The organism is Haloarcula sp. Atlit-7R (assembly GCF_003666065.1).
Classification (GTDB): Archaea; Halobacteriota; Halobacteria; order Halobacteriales; family Haloarculaceae; genus Haloarcula; species Haloarcula taiwanensis.
The window spans coordinates 53,534-68,489 of the sequence record NZ_QXIK01000012.1; the positions used below are offsets into that span (position 1 = coordinate 53,534).

17 protein-coding genes are annotated in these 14,956 nt (G+C 56.1%); 16 read left to right on the top strand and 1 reads right to left on the bottom strand.

The genetic code is table 11. The features are described from left to right. Nucleotides 1-87: 87 nt before the first annotated feature. Nucleotides 88-453, bottom strand: coding sequence for a hypothetical protein (locus D3D01_RS18200; protein WP_121513227.1), 366 nt, complete (start codon nucleotides 451-453; stop codon nucleotides 88-90). A gap of 251 nt (nucleotides 454-704) precedes the next feature. Between D3D01_RS18200 and D3D01_RS18205 the strand changes: the two genes are divergently transcribed. From D3D01_RS18205 to D3D01_RS18285, 16 genes are all read left to right on the top strand, one after another. After that, a complete protein-coding gene (locus tag D3D01_RS18205) occupies nucleotides 705-1,574 on the top strand; it encodes a ParA family protein (protein WP_121513228.1) in 870 nt (289 codons plus the stop codon). Next, nucleotides 1,575-1,976, top strand: coding sequence for a hypothetical protein (locus D3D01_RS18210; RefSeq protein ID WP_121513229.1), 402 nt, complete (start codon nucleotides 1,575-1,577; stop codon nucleotides 1,974-1,976). 584 nt (nucleotides 1,977-2,560) lie between these two features. Further along, nucleotides 2,561-2,800 carry an antitoxin VapB family protein gene (locus D3D01_RS18215; RefSeq protein WP_121513230.1) on the top strand — a complete coding sequence of 80 codons (240 nt, stop codon included), beginning with the start codon at nucleotides 2,561-2,563 and terminating at the stop codon, nucleotides 2,798-2,800. Then, nucleotides 2,797-3,189, top strand: coding sequence for a PIN domain-containing protein (locus tag D3D01_RS18220; protein WP_121513231.1), 393 nt, complete (start codon nucleotides 2,797-2,799; stop codon nucleotides 3,187-3,189). Before D3D01_RS18215 ends, D3D01_RS18220 begins: the two co-directional genes overlap by 4 nt. 619 nt (nucleotides 3,190-3,808) lie before the next feature. After that, nucleotides 3,809-4,837 carry an ABC transporter substrate-binding protein gene (locus D3D01_RS18230; RefSeq protein ID WP_199725449.1) on the top strand — a complete coding sequence of 343 codons (1,029 nt, stop codon included), beginning with the start codon at nucleotides 3,809-3,811 and terminating at the stop codon, nucleotides 4,835-4,837. Continuing rightward, nucleotides 4,834-5,676, top strand: coding sequence for an ABC transporter permease (locus tag D3D01_RS18235; RefSeq protein WP_121513232.1), 843 nt, complete (start codon nucleotides 4,834-4,836; stop codon nucleotides 5,674-5,676). Before D3D01_RS18230 ends, D3D01_RS18235 begins: the two co-directional genes overlap by 4 nt. Continuing rightward, complete coding sequence (locus tag D3D01_RS18240; protein ID WP_121513233.1) at nucleotides 5,667-6,461, top strand: ABC transporter ATP-binding protein; 795 nt, start codon at nucleotides 5,667-5,669, stop codon at nucleotides 6,459-6,461. Before D3D01_RS18235 ends, D3D01_RS18240 begins: the two co-directional genes overlap by 10 nt. 36 nt (nucleotides 6,462-6,497) lie before the next feature. Then, complete coding sequence (locus D3D01_RS18245; RefSeq protein WP_121513234.1) at nucleotides 6,498-6,908, top strand: CopG family ribbon-helix-helix protein; 411 nt, start codon at nucleotides 6,498-6,500, stop codon at nucleotides 6,906-6,908. A 139-nt stretch (nucleotides 6,909-7,047) separates the two neighbouring features. Further along, entirely contained in the window at nucleotides 7,048-7,728 is a 681-nt protein-coding gene (locus D3D01_RS18250; RefSeq protein WP_121513235.1) for an energy-coupling factor ABC transporter permease, read from the top strand. Then, a complete protein-coding gene (locus tag D3D01_RS18255; RefSeq protein ID WP_121513236.1) occupies nucleotides 7,728-8,051 on the top strand; it encodes a cobalamin transport operon protein in 324 nt (107 codons plus the stop codon). Before D3D01_RS18250 ends, D3D01_RS18255 begins: the two co-directional genes overlap by 1 nt. A 2-nt stretch (nucleotides 8,052-8,053) precedes the next feature. Further along, on the top strand, nucleotides 8,054-8,866 hold the full coding sequence (locus D3D01_RS18260) for an energy-coupling factor transporter transmembrane protein EcfT (RefSeq protein ID WP_121513237.1): 813 nt from the start codon (nucleotides 8,054-8,056) through the stop codon (nucleotides 8,864-8,866). A gap of 68 nt (nucleotides 8,867-8,934) precedes the next feature. Further along, nucleotides 8,935-9,738 (top strand): ABC transporter ATP-binding protein, encoded by an 804-nt coding sequence (locus D3D01_RS18265; RefSeq protein WP_199725457.1) that lies wholly within the window; start codon nucleotides 8,935-8,937, stop codon nucleotides 9,736-9,738. Between the two features lie 80 nt (nucleotides 9,739-9,818). Beyond that, nucleotides 9,819-11,495, top strand: coding sequence for a transposase (locus D3D01_RS18270; RefSeq protein ID WP_121513239.1), 1,677 nt, complete (start codon nucleotides 9,819-9,821; stop codon nucleotides 11,493-11,495). A 284-nt stretch (nucleotides 11,496-11,779) separates the two neighbouring features. Continuing rightward, complete coding sequence (locus D3D01_RS25075) at nucleotides 11,780-12,103, top strand: DHH family phosphoesterase (protein ID WP_158600506.1); 324 nt, start codon at nucleotides 11,780-11,782, stop codon at nucleotides 12,101-12,103. Nucleotides 12,104-12,659: 556 nt separating this feature from the next. Beyond that, a complete protein-coding gene (locus D3D01_RS18280) occupies nucleotides 12,660-13,256 on the top strand; it encodes a hypothetical protein (protein ID WP_147439948.1) in 597 nt (198 codons plus the stop codon). Between the two features lie 802 nt (nucleotides 13,257-14,058). Then, on the top strand, nucleotides 14,059-14,898 hold the full coding sequence (locus tag D3D01_RS18285; protein WP_121513242.1) for a hypothetical protein: 840 nt from the start codon (nucleotides 14,059-14,061) through the stop codon (nucleotides 14,896-14,898). Nucleotides 14,899-14,956: the final 58 nt, after the last annotated feature.

A 14,956-nucleotide genomic window follows, 5' to 3' on the forward strand; every position in this document is an offset into this window, starting at 1 on the left:
GAATAAAAAAAACTGAGATCCAAGCAGTACTAAATAAACAAAAAACGGTACAAGAAGCCAGGAAGGGTCATTGGCTCTCTCGTTAAACTACGCTGGCCTAACCGGCGCGATATATTGACTCCTGACCGCGTCCCTATCGCGCCACTGCAAGTAGTAGTACTCGCGATCGTCGATCGTCTTCACCGTCAACGTGCCCTTCGAGCGTGGTATTTCGGCCTGCTCGTAGGCGTCGGATACCTTCTCGTCCCAGTCATCTTCGTCGTCGGCCCATTCCTCGGGCGTGTCCACGTTGTCTTGGTCCTCGACTCCGCTGTCGCTCTCCAGCAGCGCGGCTAACTCGTCGACGGCGGTAATCGCGTCCTCGTGCGCATCACGACACTCCTGCTCCAGCGTCTCGACGTCGATGCGTTCCAGCGCCGACAGCGCTTGGTGAGCGTAGTCTTCGTCGGCCATACGCTAACCAACACAGGCGGCCAAAATAGCGTTTATGTTGGTTAGCTAAACGCCCTGCCATCGAAGTTTTAGTGCCATTGTTCCCGTTGATTTGACTGGTAGATTGGGACGAAAAACTCAACCAATAGATTCAACCGATTAGTTAAACTGATTGGTTAAATTGGACGGTTCAACCGATTGGTTGAACCAATTGATTGAACCAACTGATTAAATCGATGAGTTATTTAAACCAGTGGCAACAAGGGATGCGTATGCTCTCGTACAGCACCTACAGCGAGGCCGGAGGCGTCGGCAAGACGACGACTGCGGCGAATCTCGCCGTCGCGCACGCACGCGCCGGCCTCAACCCGCTGGTCGTCCCACTGGACCCACAAGAAGGCAACCTGTCTCGTTTATTTGGCGTCGACCAGGAGCGCTCGAAAGATGTCGACCATCTCGCTCGGCATATGATTAACCGACCGAAAGGAGACTTCGAGAATCTCATCGTCACTGCGGAACACGGCGTCGACATCATCCCTGAACACAATCAATTGGCCGACCTCGGCGATTGGCTCCGCCGCGAACAGGACCAGGCTGCGGCGGTCGGAGATGCGTTCAATATCCACGCCGCGCTGCTCAGTACGCTCGCCGACGCCGGTGTGCGTGACAACTACGACGTGCTGATTTGTGACCCGCCGGCAACGGAAGGCCCCCATCTTCATAACGCTATCAACGCCACCCGGTCGCTGGTTATTCCGTTGGAGCCGAGCGCGAAGGGCCAGGCCGCCGTTGAGGGCCTGGAGCAACTCGTTGCAGGACTGGAAGACACACTCGAAATCGATGTAGGCGTGTTGGCTGCCGTCCCGGTCGGCGTGAAGGGGACAAACGACCAGGAGCGCATCCTGAGTGAAATCCCGTACTCGACACCGGAGACGTTCGGCGACCGGACTTCACTCATGGAGGGCTCGTGGGCACAGCAGTGTTCTGCGTTCACGTACGTCCGGGAGCAGCGCGACCGCCGCCGTGACTATGAGCTCGAAACACTGGCCCAGTACGACCGACTGGCACGGTATCTGGAAGCTCAGGCCGGCATCGAAGCCCCGAACCCGCCGGAACCCGGCGCTATCGAGGAGGTGGCCTAAATGGCGGGGATGAAAGAGGGACCGGGCGAGGACCCCTTCGCCGAAGACACGACTGATGATCAGGAGGATGCAGCGCCGGAACCGCAACGTGAACAGACAGTCGAATCCGAACCCGAATCTGACCGCGACACCTCCGACAGCATGAGCACGAACGAAATCCCGTACGTTATTCGCCGTCAAACGGTGAAAGAAGATCGAGACAACGAACACGTTGCCTTTCTCCGTGACGAGTACGCTGAACTGGAAGATCAAATTCGGGCCGATGTGGCCGCGGAACTCGATATGCGCTCGAAGGATGTTTCGGTGACGGACTTACGGGAGGCGTTCGTCGAACTCGCGGCAGAGAATCCGGACGCTGTCGCCTCAATACTGGAGAGTTGGGGCTATGAACATCTGAAATAGCTGAGCGCAACAGTCCTGTATTGAACACGCTACTCGCACGGACTAACGAACACAAGATGAGTGGATGAGCCAGCGGTCACTGGGTGTCATCTTCTTCGTCCTCGGCTACCTGCTGCTGTCGCAGGGACGGAGGCCTCTCGGCGTCCACTTCCGTACCTATCGATTCCGATGTACAAGCCGCTAGGGTGAACGTACAGAATCGGTCGTCGTGTGAACAGAACCAGCCTCGGGGCGGTGGTTCCGTCAGACTCCTTTGGAAGTCGCCAAAATTCCTGTATGTGGTTGAGATTTCAACAGGAATAGCCGTTTGGAGAGCAATCTGAGCCAGTTTCTATTCACTGAAACATCCGAAATCACGCATTATAGGCCGCTAAACCCGTTGTAGTCTCAACTTCCAATACATGAGAGAAGTTGAGACTGGTCGTCTCAATGCATACGAAATGAGATTCAGAGGAATTTTGGCTGGAATAACTATTCAATCTGGATGCGTATTGAATTTTCTTAGCAGCGGTTGTTCCCGGCGAGATTCCATCGTTTGCCCCCCACAAGTATTAATCGCTGTCAACGCGAACGTCAACGTACCAATGGCGACCGCAGATGAACAGATTCGAGTTAGCGACACGGTGAAGCGAGAACTTGACCGCCGCCGCCGGGAGGGCGAGAGCTATAACGATGTGTTGCAGCGGATGCTTGAGGACGACCGCGACCTCATGGCTGGGTTCGGCCGGTGGTCAGACGAACAGGCCGACCGGGCCCGAGAGGCACGTGAGAAATCCAAGCAGAAGTCGAAAGACCGGATGCGTCGACTGGCGGACGACGAATGAAAGTACTCGACGCGACATTTCTCATCGACTATCTCAACGGTGTCGACGCCACCGCTGAGTATCTACTGGCCCATGACGATGAACGGTTCATTATCCCGTCCCCAGCGTACGCCGAGGTCCTTGTCGGAGAGGGGAATGCCCCGGACGGCGATGTAGCAGCAATAAAAGCTGACCTTTCGTGGGGTGAGGTTTACGAAACCGACGAGGAGACAGCCGCGATAGCCGGCGAAATCGCTAGCGAGATTGGACCGCAAGGCCCGTTTCTCGCGGGGATGGACGGTCTCATCGCCGCCGTGGGCCGAGAACTCGATGCACCCGTGGTCTCCGATGATAGTGATCTCACGCACGAAGAGACCAAGCGCGTCGTAGACGTTGAAGAGTATCGGTGAGTGACGGTCTCTGGTTGATTTCGGGTGTGATCCCCGTTCTCGTTGTATTGAGCGTCAATCACAGGGAGACGATTGCGGAGTTGATGGTGCTTCGTTATCGGTATTGCTTGGGGACTCGTGTACAAGTGCCACTCCAGCAAAAACGCCGCCGAACCAGAGACAACCCACGAAAACCACTATCGACAGATCATCGGAGAGGACTGTTTGGTGTGAGAAATATCAGAGTGTCATCACACTAATGAGAGTGTACCAGAATTTCGAGTGAGGACCAGACCATCTGGTTCGATACTGGGGATACGCAAGATAACCGCACCCTACAATTGACGACGTAACTGCAATACTACTCCCAATCCAACGACTTCGGACCGTTCGCGGACGTCAGCTGACTCTATTATCACAATCACGGAAGCCTCCCTTTTTTCGGTTAGGCCGTGCATCGTCGGGACCAACGTTCTAACTCCCGTCCGTCTTCTCTAGATCACTCCACGGAATTCAACTTCGTCCCGCCAGCGACTGCTGTGATGAGCGATCGGTCAGACCCTTCTCAAGGAGCTAATAATAACTAAATAGAATAGAATAACAGGTGTTATTATATTTGCATACAGATTTAATAACACTGATGGTCCAACTCACGCGGCGACGATTGCTCCAAGGCGCAGGCACAACTGCAGTTGCTGCAACGGGACTCACCGGCTGTCTGGGGCGAGGGAGTGGCTCACTCGACTCCCTGACTATCGCCTACGTCCCGATCTACCCGAACATGCAACACTATGTGATGGAACAGGAGGGCTACTACGAGAACGTCGTCGCAGAGGTCACTATCGAGCGATTCAGCTCGGGGCCGAGCGTCGTCAAGGCCTTCGCGAGCGGCGATGTCGATGTCGCGCTCTTCGGCATTACCCCGGCGATGGTCCTCGTCGACAAGGGCACGGATGCAGGCGTCCTCGCGGCGAATTCGAGAAACGGCTTCAAAGTCGTGGGGACGACCGAACTCGCCGACCGCTACGAACAGGAGGGGGCAGCCACGTTCGAGCTCTTCGAGGAAGAGCATGGTCGGAAAGTCCAGTTCGGTGCACCACCGGACGGAAGCGTCCCCGATATCGTCCTCCGGTACTGGCTTCAGGAGGATCTCGCAGTCGGTAAGATGAAGTCCGTGATCGACAAGTCGAAGGTCCCGCCGGCCAAGGCAGTCCAGACGATCCAGTCGGGTGACATTGACGCGACGATCATTCAGGAACCGTTCGCAACCATCATCGGCCAAGAGGACGGCTTCGGCGAACTCGCCTGGTCCGGGAACATCTTGGAGAACCATCCGGTCACGGTGCTGTTCGCGAACCAGCAGGTGCTCGACGACAGTGAGGTCGCGCAATCACTGGTCGAACAGCACGTAGCCGCGACTGAGTTCACCGAATCTTCGCCGGATGCAGCCGCAGCCCACGCCGCGTCCCTAATCGGCTCCGGTGTGAGCGAGGACCTCGCGACGGCCGCCATGGACTCGAAGGCATCCGAGTTCGTCTCGAACCCGCACGCAATCACCGACCAGGCCGCGACGATGGGCGAGTTCGTCGCCAACGTCGGCAACATCGAGGAACCGATTGCGACCGAGAACCTGTTCGCGTTCGACCCTTACGACGCTAGCCAGAAATGAGCACGCGCACTAACACCCGTTCCGACAGCGTCTTTGCCGGCAGCTTCGAGGGAGACCTGCGGCGGTATTTGCGCGGCTTGGGCGGACTCCTTGCGTTCCTCCTCGTGTGGTGGGTCGGCGCAGTGACGACCCAGCCCGGGTATCTGGTCCCGGGGCCCTTCGAGTCGGCGCACGCCTTCGTCGACCTGTTCGCAACTTCGACTGCAATTGTCGTCCCCATCTTGGGGTCGAGTCTCGTATTACCGACTGGACTCGCACACCTCGCACAGACGCTGTTCCACTACGTGCCGGGGCTCCTCCTCGGCGCACTCTGTGGCATCAGTCTCGGCCTTGCGATGGGCTGGAACGGTGCGCTCGACGACTGGTTGCGGCCGCTCGTCCGGGTACTGCGGCCGATTCCGCCGCTCGCGTGGGTCGTCTTCGCCATCGTCTGGTTCGGCATCCACCACACCGGCGCGGCGTTTATCGTCTTCGTCGGTGCGTTCTGGATCAACTTCTACGGCGCTTACGGCGGTGTGGAGGGGGTTTCGAGCGACCTGACCGACGCTGCGTCGACGCTCGGTGTGGAACGCGATTTCTCAATGCTGAAACTCGTCGCGCTCCCCAGCGCCGCGCCCCAAGTGTTGACGGGATTCCGAACGAGCATCGGCCGGTGCTGGATGATCGTCGTGGGTGCCGAGCTGTTCGGCGCACCAGGCGTCGGCTACGAGATCATCAACGCCTCGAACAACCTCGCGATGGCCACCAGTGTCGCGTATATGTTCGTGATCAGCCTCGCGTTCCTCTGTATGGACGTCGGATTTCGACTCGTCGAACGGAGGGTACTCGCGTGGCGATGAGTGAGCAATCATCCACGGAGCCCGAGGAGGCGCCCAGCGAGAAGATCACTCTTCGGAACGTTAGCAAGGCGTGCGAGTCGACGCAAGCGCTCGATTCGGTCTCGTTTTCGGTGTCGGCGGGCGAGTTCTGCTGTGTCGTCGGACCGTCCGGCTGTGGAAAGACCACGCTGTTGCGAGCGATTGCGGGACTCGACGACCCGGACAGTGGGTCGGTCCTTGTCGGCGAAGAGCTGGTCACCGAACCGGGTCTCGACCGGGGTATGGTCTTCCAGGAGTACGCCCTGTTCCCGTGGCGAACCGTCCGCGGGAACGTCCGGTTTGGCCTCGACCGGCCCGCGTGTGAGTGCGCGGACTGCGAGGCGCGAGTCCGGGAGCTGGTCGACCTCGTCGGACTCGAGGAGTTCGAGGATGCGTATCCGAAGGAGCTGTCCGGCGGCATGAAACAGCGCGTCGGCATCGCTCGCGCACTCGCCCCGGACCCGGAGATTCTCCTGATGGATGAGCCGTTCGGGAGCGTGGACGCGCGGACCCGCGACCGCTTGCACGCCGAACTACTGGATATCTGGGCGCAGACTGAACAGACGGTCGTGTTCGTCACGCACGACATCGACGAGGCAGTGACGCTGGCAGACCGGGTCGTCGTGATGGACGCCGACCCGGGAACCGTACAGTCGATCATCTCTATCGACCTAGAGCGGCCGCGCGAGCGAACAGCCCACGAGTTCGTCGACTACGTGGCCCGCATCAGAGACGAACTCGGGAGCCCGGTCGATGGGAGATACTGACGAGGTCTACCGAGAATGCCGATAGTGAGCGCATCCATGACGGAGCGACTCCGGGACGACCTCGATACACTTGCGGAAGCACACGGGTACAGCGGTCGAAGCGAAGTGATTCGCGACGCGTGCCAGTCGCTGCTCGAGGCGTACCGGGAAACGGAGTACGAGGGGAAGCGAGTATTGGCAACCGTGACCGCGGTCTTCGGGTACGACAATCCGGCGGTAGAGGGACAGATGGTCGAGATTCGCCGCGAGTTCGAGGCGTCGATTCGCTCTAATTCGCACAACTGCCTTGAGGACAACGCAGGGTGCGTCGAGACGTTCGTCCTCGAAGCCGAGTACAGCGACTTCCTCCGGTTTATCGGGTTAGTTCGAGGCGCTGGCGAGTCAGTCTCGGTTGAGTCCACGGTTGTCCCCGTCGATACGATGCAACCGGAGAGCGGTGAGCACTGAGTACGTCGTCTCTGGCGGGTTCGACAAGAACACGACCACTCTATATTAATTCTGGGCGAGAATAAGCCACTAGTTATTATCTGTCTCGTTCTAGTACGGCAAGTTTATTATAACCGTAGGCAAAATTGTTAAACCAGAGATGGCACACATTCACCTCGGAGAAGGCTCGTTCCCGCTATGGGCACTGGTACTCTGGACGCTGCTCGGCGTCGGACTGATCAGTGCCGTAGTCTACCGAGTCCGGAAAGGCGGCATCAAGACACACCAGATTGCGCTCGCCGGCATCGGCGCGGCCGCGAGCTTCGCGATCTTTCAGTTGAACATCCCCGTGTGGGGTGGCATCCACATGAACCTAACCGGCCTCGTGGGGATTCTCGCTGGCCCGCTGCTCGGAGCGCTCATTGCACTGGTCGTCAATATCTTCTCGGCAGCGCTCGGCCACGGTGCAGTCGGCCTCCTCGGCGCGAATACCCTCGTCAACGCGAGCGAAGCTATCGTCGCCTACTACGCGTTCAAGACCCTGATGGGGATGGACTGGGACGTCTTCCCGGCCAGCGCCAGTGCCGCGACGCTCGGCCTTTCCGCAGGCGCGTTCCTGATGGGGGCTATCATCGTCGTCAGCGGCGTGAACGGGAGCGCGCTGCCACGTGGTGACCTGACGATCGCGGTCGCTGGGCTCGTCGGACTCAACCTCGGCGTCGCAGTCATCGAGGGTATCCTGACGGGCTTCATCGTTCAGTTCCTCGCGTCCGTCCGCCCCGACCTCGTCGGCCTCGCCGACCGTGACACCCAGGAGGAGCCGACCGGGGTGACGGCCTGATGCAGCGCTGGAAGCAGTACGGCGGCCTCCTCGGACTGTTCGCAGCCTTCCTCGCAGCCGGCTACTGGGGCTTCACCGCAACCGGCGGCGCACTGCCGTGGGCCAAACGCTCAGCGAAAGCCCTCCAGCGCGGTGTGCAGGAAGGTGGCGGTTCGTTCGTCGACTTCGGCCGCGGTATCGTTGTCGCTGGCCCCATTCGGAAGGGCGGACTGATGCTCGAATACGGCGCGATCGTCCTCGTGCTGGTTGCCCTCGGTATCGGGATGTACGTCTACGTCGACCGCTACGGTGGCTTCGAAGACGGAGAACGCCCGGCTCGGTAACCGTGACGACACTCTCGAACCACGTTCCCGATCCGCGGCTCATCACGGCGTTCGCCGAACGGCGAGACGGACCGTTACACCGCGTCAACCCATGGACGAAGGTCGGCGTCGTCGGTGCACTCGTCCTCGCCGTCACGGTGTTCGACCGCCTCGCGCTCTTGGCCGGACTGTACGGGGCGGTACTGGTGGTCTATGGACTCGCGGGACTGCCATACCGACGACTCGCTGGCTGGTACACGCTCCCGATGCTGTTCATCATCTCCGTCGCCGGGCCGCTGGCGTTCCTCGAACCCGGCACGCCAATCGGTGGCGCGCTCTCCACACCGCTCAGTGAATTTTCTGTCACGTGGGCCGGGCTCGTGCTCTTCGCGGAGCTCAGCTGTCGATCACTCACGGTCGTCACGTTTGCCTTGACGGCGTCGATGACGACCAAATACACGGACGTCGCGTACATGCTCGGACGACTACTCCCGCGGCCGATCGACCAGATCGCGCTGCTCACCTATCGGTTCACGTTCGTCATGATCGAGACGCTTGAGGACCTAGTGAAAGCTGCGCTCTCTCGGGGTGCGAACTTCTCGGAGTTCTGGTCGAACAAACGGCTCTACGCGAGAATCCTCGGCATGACGATGCTCTCGGCCATCGAGCAGTCCGAACGACTCGTCAAGTCGATGGGAGCCCGTGGCTATAACGGCGACATCACGCTGTACGGCGACGTCTCGCGGCCACCGATCCACGAACTATTCATCGTGGTGGGTTCGTATGTTGCCGTCGTCGGCTACGCTGCGGTCGCGGTCTACGGGGTGAGACTGTGAGTCGAGACGATTCACCGCTCGTCGATCTTCAGTGTGAGGCCCACACCTACCCCGACGGGACGGTCGGCATGCACGACGTCGACTTCTCGGTGTACCCCGACGAAGTCGTCGCACTCGTCGGCGGCAACGGCGCCGGAAAGTCGACACTCCTCGAACACCTGAACGCGACGCTCGTTCCCGACAACGGCGAACTCGTCGTCGACGGCACGTCGATCACCGAAGACAACAAGGCACACGCACGGAGGGAAGTCGGCTTTGTCTTCCAGGACGCCGATACGCAGCTCGTCGCGCCCACGGTCCTCGATGACGTGATGTTCGGCCTCCAGAACCACGGCGTCCCCGGTGACAAAGCGAGAGAGCGCGCTCGTGAGGCGCTCGCGACCGTCGACGCGAGCCACCTCGAAGACCGGATTCCCCACTACCTGAGCGGTGGCGAGAAACGCCTCGTCGGCCTCGCCGGTGTGCTCGTGCTCGAACCGAGCGTTGTCGTGCTGGACGAACCACTCGCGGGCCTCGACCCCGAGCGGTCCCAACTGGTCGCCGACCGGATCGAGCAGATTCACGAGGACGGTATCAGCGTCGTCCTGTCGACGCATGACCTCGAATTTGCCGCTGAAGTCGCAGACCGCGTCTGCGTGATGGCCGACGGCAACGTCATTGGAAGCGGAACGCCCCGGGAGGTGTTCTACGACGATGCGCTGTTGTCGGACGCGAACCTTCACCCGCCAAGTGCGGTTCGTGTGGCTCGCGATGCAGGGCTGGGGACGATCGCACAGCCAGTGACGGAAGTGGATCTGGTGGCGCTCCTCACAGAAGCCAGAAACTTGGAAACCACGCAGACACCCTCTCCAGATGGGCGGGGACACGACTGAGCGCCTCCCTCGGTATCTCGTACCGCTTCCTCGGCAGATCGCGACCGGTGCGTTGTGGCACGCGTACTCCACCAGTTCTCATGGGAGTAAATGAGTTGTCTCATCGAACTGTTTTCCGAAGAATTGCGCGTCGGTCCAATGTTGTGTGGCCGGTATATAATTCGACACCGCTGTACGATCGAACGTCGCTCGCTGGACTGGAATCAGATATGCGGACAGTCTCAGAGGAATGGTTTGACCACGAGAGCCACAACTCCGTTGAGACGTTCGTCTGCGTACTCCCACTAGCCTACTTCAGATTCGGGGCCCACGACTGTTATGGAAGGTCGACACGCTACGAGATGGACACTCTCTTTCGCGTGTTCGTGCTGAAAGAACTCCACGGATGGCAGCACGAAACATCTCTCGTCGAGTCCCTCGATAGTCACCCCGAACTTTGTGAACGCCTGGGATTGGGGTCAGCTCCTAATCAATCGACACTGTGGCGCACATGGAACGAGCGCTTCACGCGAGGTTTTCGGGAGACTGTCCAGGAAGCGGCTCGAATAATCTTGATCAAAGCCCAGAACGCGGGTGTCGCTGTACCACGCAAACCAGAACGAAACCTCCCGGATCGAGGTCACGACACCACTGAATCGGACCCTGATGATCAAACCATCCTCGACAAGGCAGGAACGGTTACCAAGCACGTCAGTCGCGTCGTGTTCCCCGCGTTCTCGCTCAACCGTGGAGAGGGCTGTGAGATTCCCGAGAACGCCTACTGGGGCTTACAGACCTATTTGGGGCTCCGCGAGAACTTAGCAGCTAACGAAGGTGCTCGCAGCTTCATTCACGAATCGACGCGTGATCGAACGCCACTCGGGCACGGCCATCGCGACCAGATTCGTGATCTCTCCATCGAGCAAGTCCGTGAGATGTACCGACAGGCGGTTCGACAGCTCACCGACGAGCTCGCGGAGACAGAGGAGTTCTTCCGAGCGGGTATTGTCGCGATCGACATTACCGAAGCTGACCCGTTCACCGGCGATAGAACGGGCTACGAAGACGAGATCATCGGGACGAAGGAGAAGACCGACGAGTACGCTTACCAGTGGGCGACCGTCCAGTTAGTCGGCAACGCCGTCCCGCTGGTCCTCGATGCTCGCCCGGTACGGAAAGGCGAGTCACGACTGGAAATCGTCGAGGACTTGCTGGAGTCGGCTGAAGAGCTCGCCCACGTCGATAACGTGCTGATGGACCGGGAGTTCGATAGCCAGCACGTCTTGGAGATGATCAGCCAGCGCGGGCTCTCCTATGTCGTTCCCAAGCGGATGCAGACCAGTGAGAAAGCGCAGGCAAAGCGGTTGCTCCGACGTGGTCGAGACCGGTACGAGACCGACCGCAAGCTCCATCTCGGTAAGAACGAATGGCACGAGACGACGCTGATCTACCGCCGGAAAGAAGATTCCGAGCACGACGACCATCGACAGTACTCGGTGTTTATGACGAATTGTGGGAGTGGTCACCTCACGGAGTATGGCTACAGGTGGGAAATCGAGAGCGGCTACAGATCGATAAAGCGATTTATGGCCGCCACTACGTCGAAGGATTTCGGGCTTCGCTTCTTCTACTTCGCGTTTGCGTGTCTGTTGTACTCGATCTGGCGGGCAGTCGATCTACTCGTGCAGGTGGAGTTGACCGGTGAATACGAGCATTCGCCGATCGTAACAGCTGACAATACACTGACACTGCTGAAGAAGGAGACTGGAATCGGGTAGAGAGACACTCAATCTGGGTTAGCGCGGCATCTGAGTGGCGACACTATCCGAGGTCTCGGAAATGCTCCGAATTAGTTTCTAATTCAACAATAATTCCCGTTTAGAGAGGGATCTGCAGCAGGTTCCGCTCGTCGATTCAGCTGAAACTACGCATCACAGCCCCGCTAAGCCCACTGTAGTCTCAACTCCCAGAGTTACTAGACAATTCGGTCGGGCGGGACGAACGAATTGCCAGTGCGACCGGTGTCCTCCGATCCCATGGGTACCGGGCCGGTGATTTGTTCGTGTCGTTCTCCGAGGTTGGGGCACACGAGGGAACAACAGCTACGCGCCTCCGGTCTGCTGGAGTTGATCTCGCAGTTATTTGTTCCAAGCAAGGCGATAAGATTCGGGTAACAGCAAGAGCGTCTGATCAAATGGCTCAGCAAGTCAGTCTCGGAGCCACACTGCTCCCAACGCTTGCTGACGAATTCGGTGGCGATGGTGGTGGACACGACACCGCAGGATCGGCAACAGTTACTGGAGCAGATATTGACTCACTTATCGATGCAGTACTTGAGATATTGCGGGTGGAACTCGGTATGACATTCAGTGAGGTCTCTTGTTGAGACAATCTTGGACTCCGCTTGACGAGCAGCCAACTTCGGCCGAAGCTCAAGGCGATGCACTAGTCTCACCGGAGTCATCCTCTAACCGTCACAGACGGCTCGCCCAAGCAGTCCGAGTTAGCCCGGGATGGTGAATCGATAGAGCATCTTATTAATTGCTGATTGGAGATCGCTTAATCGAGATATTCTCCAATTGTTTCTTCTGCACCGCAGTCGTTACACACTAAAATCTCATACGAGTGTAGTCCATCTGCACTATATTGCTGATCAAGGTAGTCTCTACATTGTTACTGCCACAGTTCGGACTGCCCTCGATATGCATAGCTGCCTTATTACAACTTGTCGTATATTTGTTTTATTGTTATTTTACTAATATAATAGCCCGTCTAATCGACCGCTAGCCTTTATTTTTCAAATCTGCGGACGCCTATCCGGAGCTTAACCGAATGATAGACTATCGTTTCGAATACGTCGTTAGTGTGCTATATTAGCGATAGTCACTGTGGCCAAGGATGCATCCCGTAAGAATATGAGCAAGAAGGTCAACGAATGTACTATGGAGCTGGATTCAGAGACAATTGCTGGTGAGTATTTTGATCACCTCCAGTACGACTTCATAGAATGGGAAAAACATGCATTCAACAAATTTCCGGAGAAGTTTCCGGAGGGTCGATATGGAATCAATGATTTATTTCAGATTCTGTTATGGGCTGAAGAGCTAGAGCGAGGGTATCAGGATTCAGCAATTGAAGATCTCTTTTTCTTTTCACAGAATGACCTCCATAGTGTCAAATCCACAGTAGATAGGGCAATCAATCAATCCGATTTGGAAAAACAAATAGAGACGTTAATTGAATTAGATGGTATTAGTGTACCACTTGCGAGTTCTATCCTACACTTTATTCAGCCAGATAGGCATGTAATATGCGATAGCACTGTTCTAAAAGGATTAATTGATGTAAGATTAATGGATGCGGACCGCCTTCCAGGTCGACCAACGCCAGAAACTTACTTACAGGTGCGCCAGATTTGTAAAGACCTGTCAGAAACGGCCGGAATCTCGTTTATAGATATCGACCGAGCACTATGGTTACATAAGCATAATAAAAAGTGGAATTTGTCTGGAATGGAAGCAATAGAGAGACTAGATTAGCTGATTCGATGGAAACGCTGCTATCCCTGGAGAGCGTGAGGTAAGCATGGGACGCAAGAGACCGACCTGTATTCAGTGCCTTAGAGCACGTCGTGCTGACTGGTCCATGCGCGAAAGAAGCCGAATCATGGGCGCTACAGCCCGGATGCCGCGGGCGGCATCCGGGAAAGCCCGAATAGGTGAATATCTGCCTCACGCGTTGGCGTCCCGAGTCACAAGATAGCCAGCCCGGCAGTGAAGGCAGCCTATGTGATCGTCGAGACGAGGGAACTGAGGGCCGCCCCTGGCGGCCCTCAGTGGCCGGCCGAGGCCCACCGTTAGCCACTGCTATAGCCAGACAGCAACCGCACAGCATGACGATTTGGGCCGCCTATCGGTTGGGGGAGACGTAGATCACGGGACGGCGTAACCATTTTGTCGAAAACGGTGGTTTGTGTAGATAGCAGCGTTTCCATAGGTGAATGCAGGCGCTAAGCCCCGTCCTCAACGAGCAACGGAGGGAGCGAAGCGACCGAGTAGCGCAGTAGGGCTCGGATACAGCCCCGTCATCATCTGGCCAGACACTGTTCCGTTGCAGGCACACAGGCCACGTCTACTGAAAGGTATTACACGTGTACCGTGCATAGAGTAGGAGAGGGTAGTTTACTTATAGTGGATCCGATCTCCAATCGGGTCGCGAAAGGGTACTTTCATTGATATCCTTCGCGCGCTAAAGCACGGGGCTTTCTCCTCGACTCTCCGTAAAAGAGGACAATTATTCAGATTACAAAAGAATTTTGACTAAAGCTCCTTTATAAGAAGTATGATTAGATTGGAAGAGTCAGATGTGGAAGCGGTGTTAGAAAAATTAAAGAGTTTGGTTAGCTCGCCCGCAAAATTTCAAATATTATTAGACGCATCTAATGGACTCGAATTAGAAAATATCGGATCCAGGTATAATTATACAGAATACACAATAAAAGAGAAGAAAGATGAATTAATTAAAGAGGGATTAATTAAAGAAAAAGATGAAGTGGTTCAACATACTAAAAGGGGATCGCACATTGCAGAATCACTTTCAAATCTTTACAATGATTTCTTATTAGACAACAGAGTAAGACCATTTTTTGAATATATCGATTGTGATGATGAATTTATACCAAGATTGGACTTCTTTATCGAAGACGCAAAATTATTGAGAGAATCAGATGATATCGACTTAACGGTACAAAATCATTATAAAGAGAGTCTCAAAAATTCAGATTCGCTGAAAGAACTATTACCATTCCCATTAGGCTTGCGGCAAGAAACAGAGGAGGAAATCCTATCTGATGAGTCATTTGAAGCGGAGTATATTCTTAGCGAAGACTTTCTATCTGACATAAATAACAACGCGCACTATCAAAAAAGGATGTATGAATATGCAAACAAAGGTAATGTTTCGTGGTATGTAGCGGAGTCATTACCATATATGCTCAGTATATTTGATACCAAAGTTATATTTACCACTCATAATAGTAGGTTAAAAATATCACTAGACTCTCATAATGAAGAGATCATCAACTGGGCCAATACGAAGTATGATGTGATCAAGGAATCAGCCGATAAGCTCCAGATTACAAGTGAGAATGGAAATGTTGAAATAAATCGTATTGATGAGTAGTCAGATCGGGGAATTTCCTCGAGATCCGTTCAAAACGATTAAGATCGAGAATGTGAGG

Bases quoted from the DNA above. Each gene is read 5' to 3' on its own strand.
- D3D01_RS18200 (WP_121513227.1), bottom strand. From the start codon at position 453: ATGGCCGACGAAGACTACGCTCACCAAGCGCTGTCGGCGCTGGAACGC.
- D3D01_RS18205 (WP_121513228.1), top strand. From the start codon at position 705: ATGCTCTCGTACAGCACCTACAGCGAGGCCGGAGGCGTCGGCAAGACG.
- D3D01_RS18210 (WP_121513229.1), top strand. From the start codon at position 1,575: ATGGCGGGGATGAAAGAGGGACCGGGCGAGGACCCCTTCGCCGAAGAC.
- D3D01_RS18215 (WP_121513230.1), top strand. From the start codon at position 2,561: ATGGCGACCGCAGATGAACAGATTCGAGTTAGCGACACGGTGAAGCGA.
- D3D01_RS18220 (WP_121513231.1), top strand. From the start codon at position 2,797: ATGAAAGTACTCGACGCGACATTTCTCATCGACTATCTCAACGGTGTC.
- D3D01_RS18230 (WP_199725449.1), top strand. From the start codon at position 3,809: ATGGTCCAACTCACGCGGCGACGATTGCTCCAAGGCGCAGGCACAACT.
- D3D01_RS18235 (WP_121513232.1), top strand. From the start codon at position 4,834: ATGAGCACGCGCACTAACACCCGTTCCGACAGCGTCTTTGCCGGCAGC.
- D3D01_RS18245 (WP_121513234.1), top strand. From the start codon at position 6,498: ATGACGGAGCGACTCCGGGACGACCTCGATACACTTGCGGAAGCACAC.
- D3D01_RS18250 (WP_121513235.1), top strand. From the start codon at position 7,048: ATGGCACACATTCACCTCGGAGAAGGCTCGTTCCCGCTATGGGCACTG.
- D3D01_RS18255 (WP_121513236.1), top strand. From the start codon at position 7,728: ATGCAGCGCTGGAAGCAGTACGGCGGCCTCCTCGGACTGTTCGCAGCC.
- D3D01_RS18265 (WP_199725457.1), top strand. From the start codon at position 8,935: ATGCACGACGTCGACTTCTCGGTGTACCCCGACGAAGTCGTCGCACTC.
- D3D01_RS18270 (WP_121513239.1), top strand. From the start codon at position 9,819: ATGGGAGTAAATGAGTTGTCTCATCGAACTGTTTTCCGAAGAATTGCG.
- D3D01_RS18280 (WP_147439948.1), top strand. From the start codon at position 12,660: ATGGAGCTGGATTCAGAGACAATTGCTGGTGAGTATTTTGATCACCTC.
- D3D01_RS18285 (WP_121513242.1), top strand. From the start codon at position 14,059: ATGATTAGATTGGAAGAGTCAGATGTGGAAGCGGTGTTAGAAAAATTA.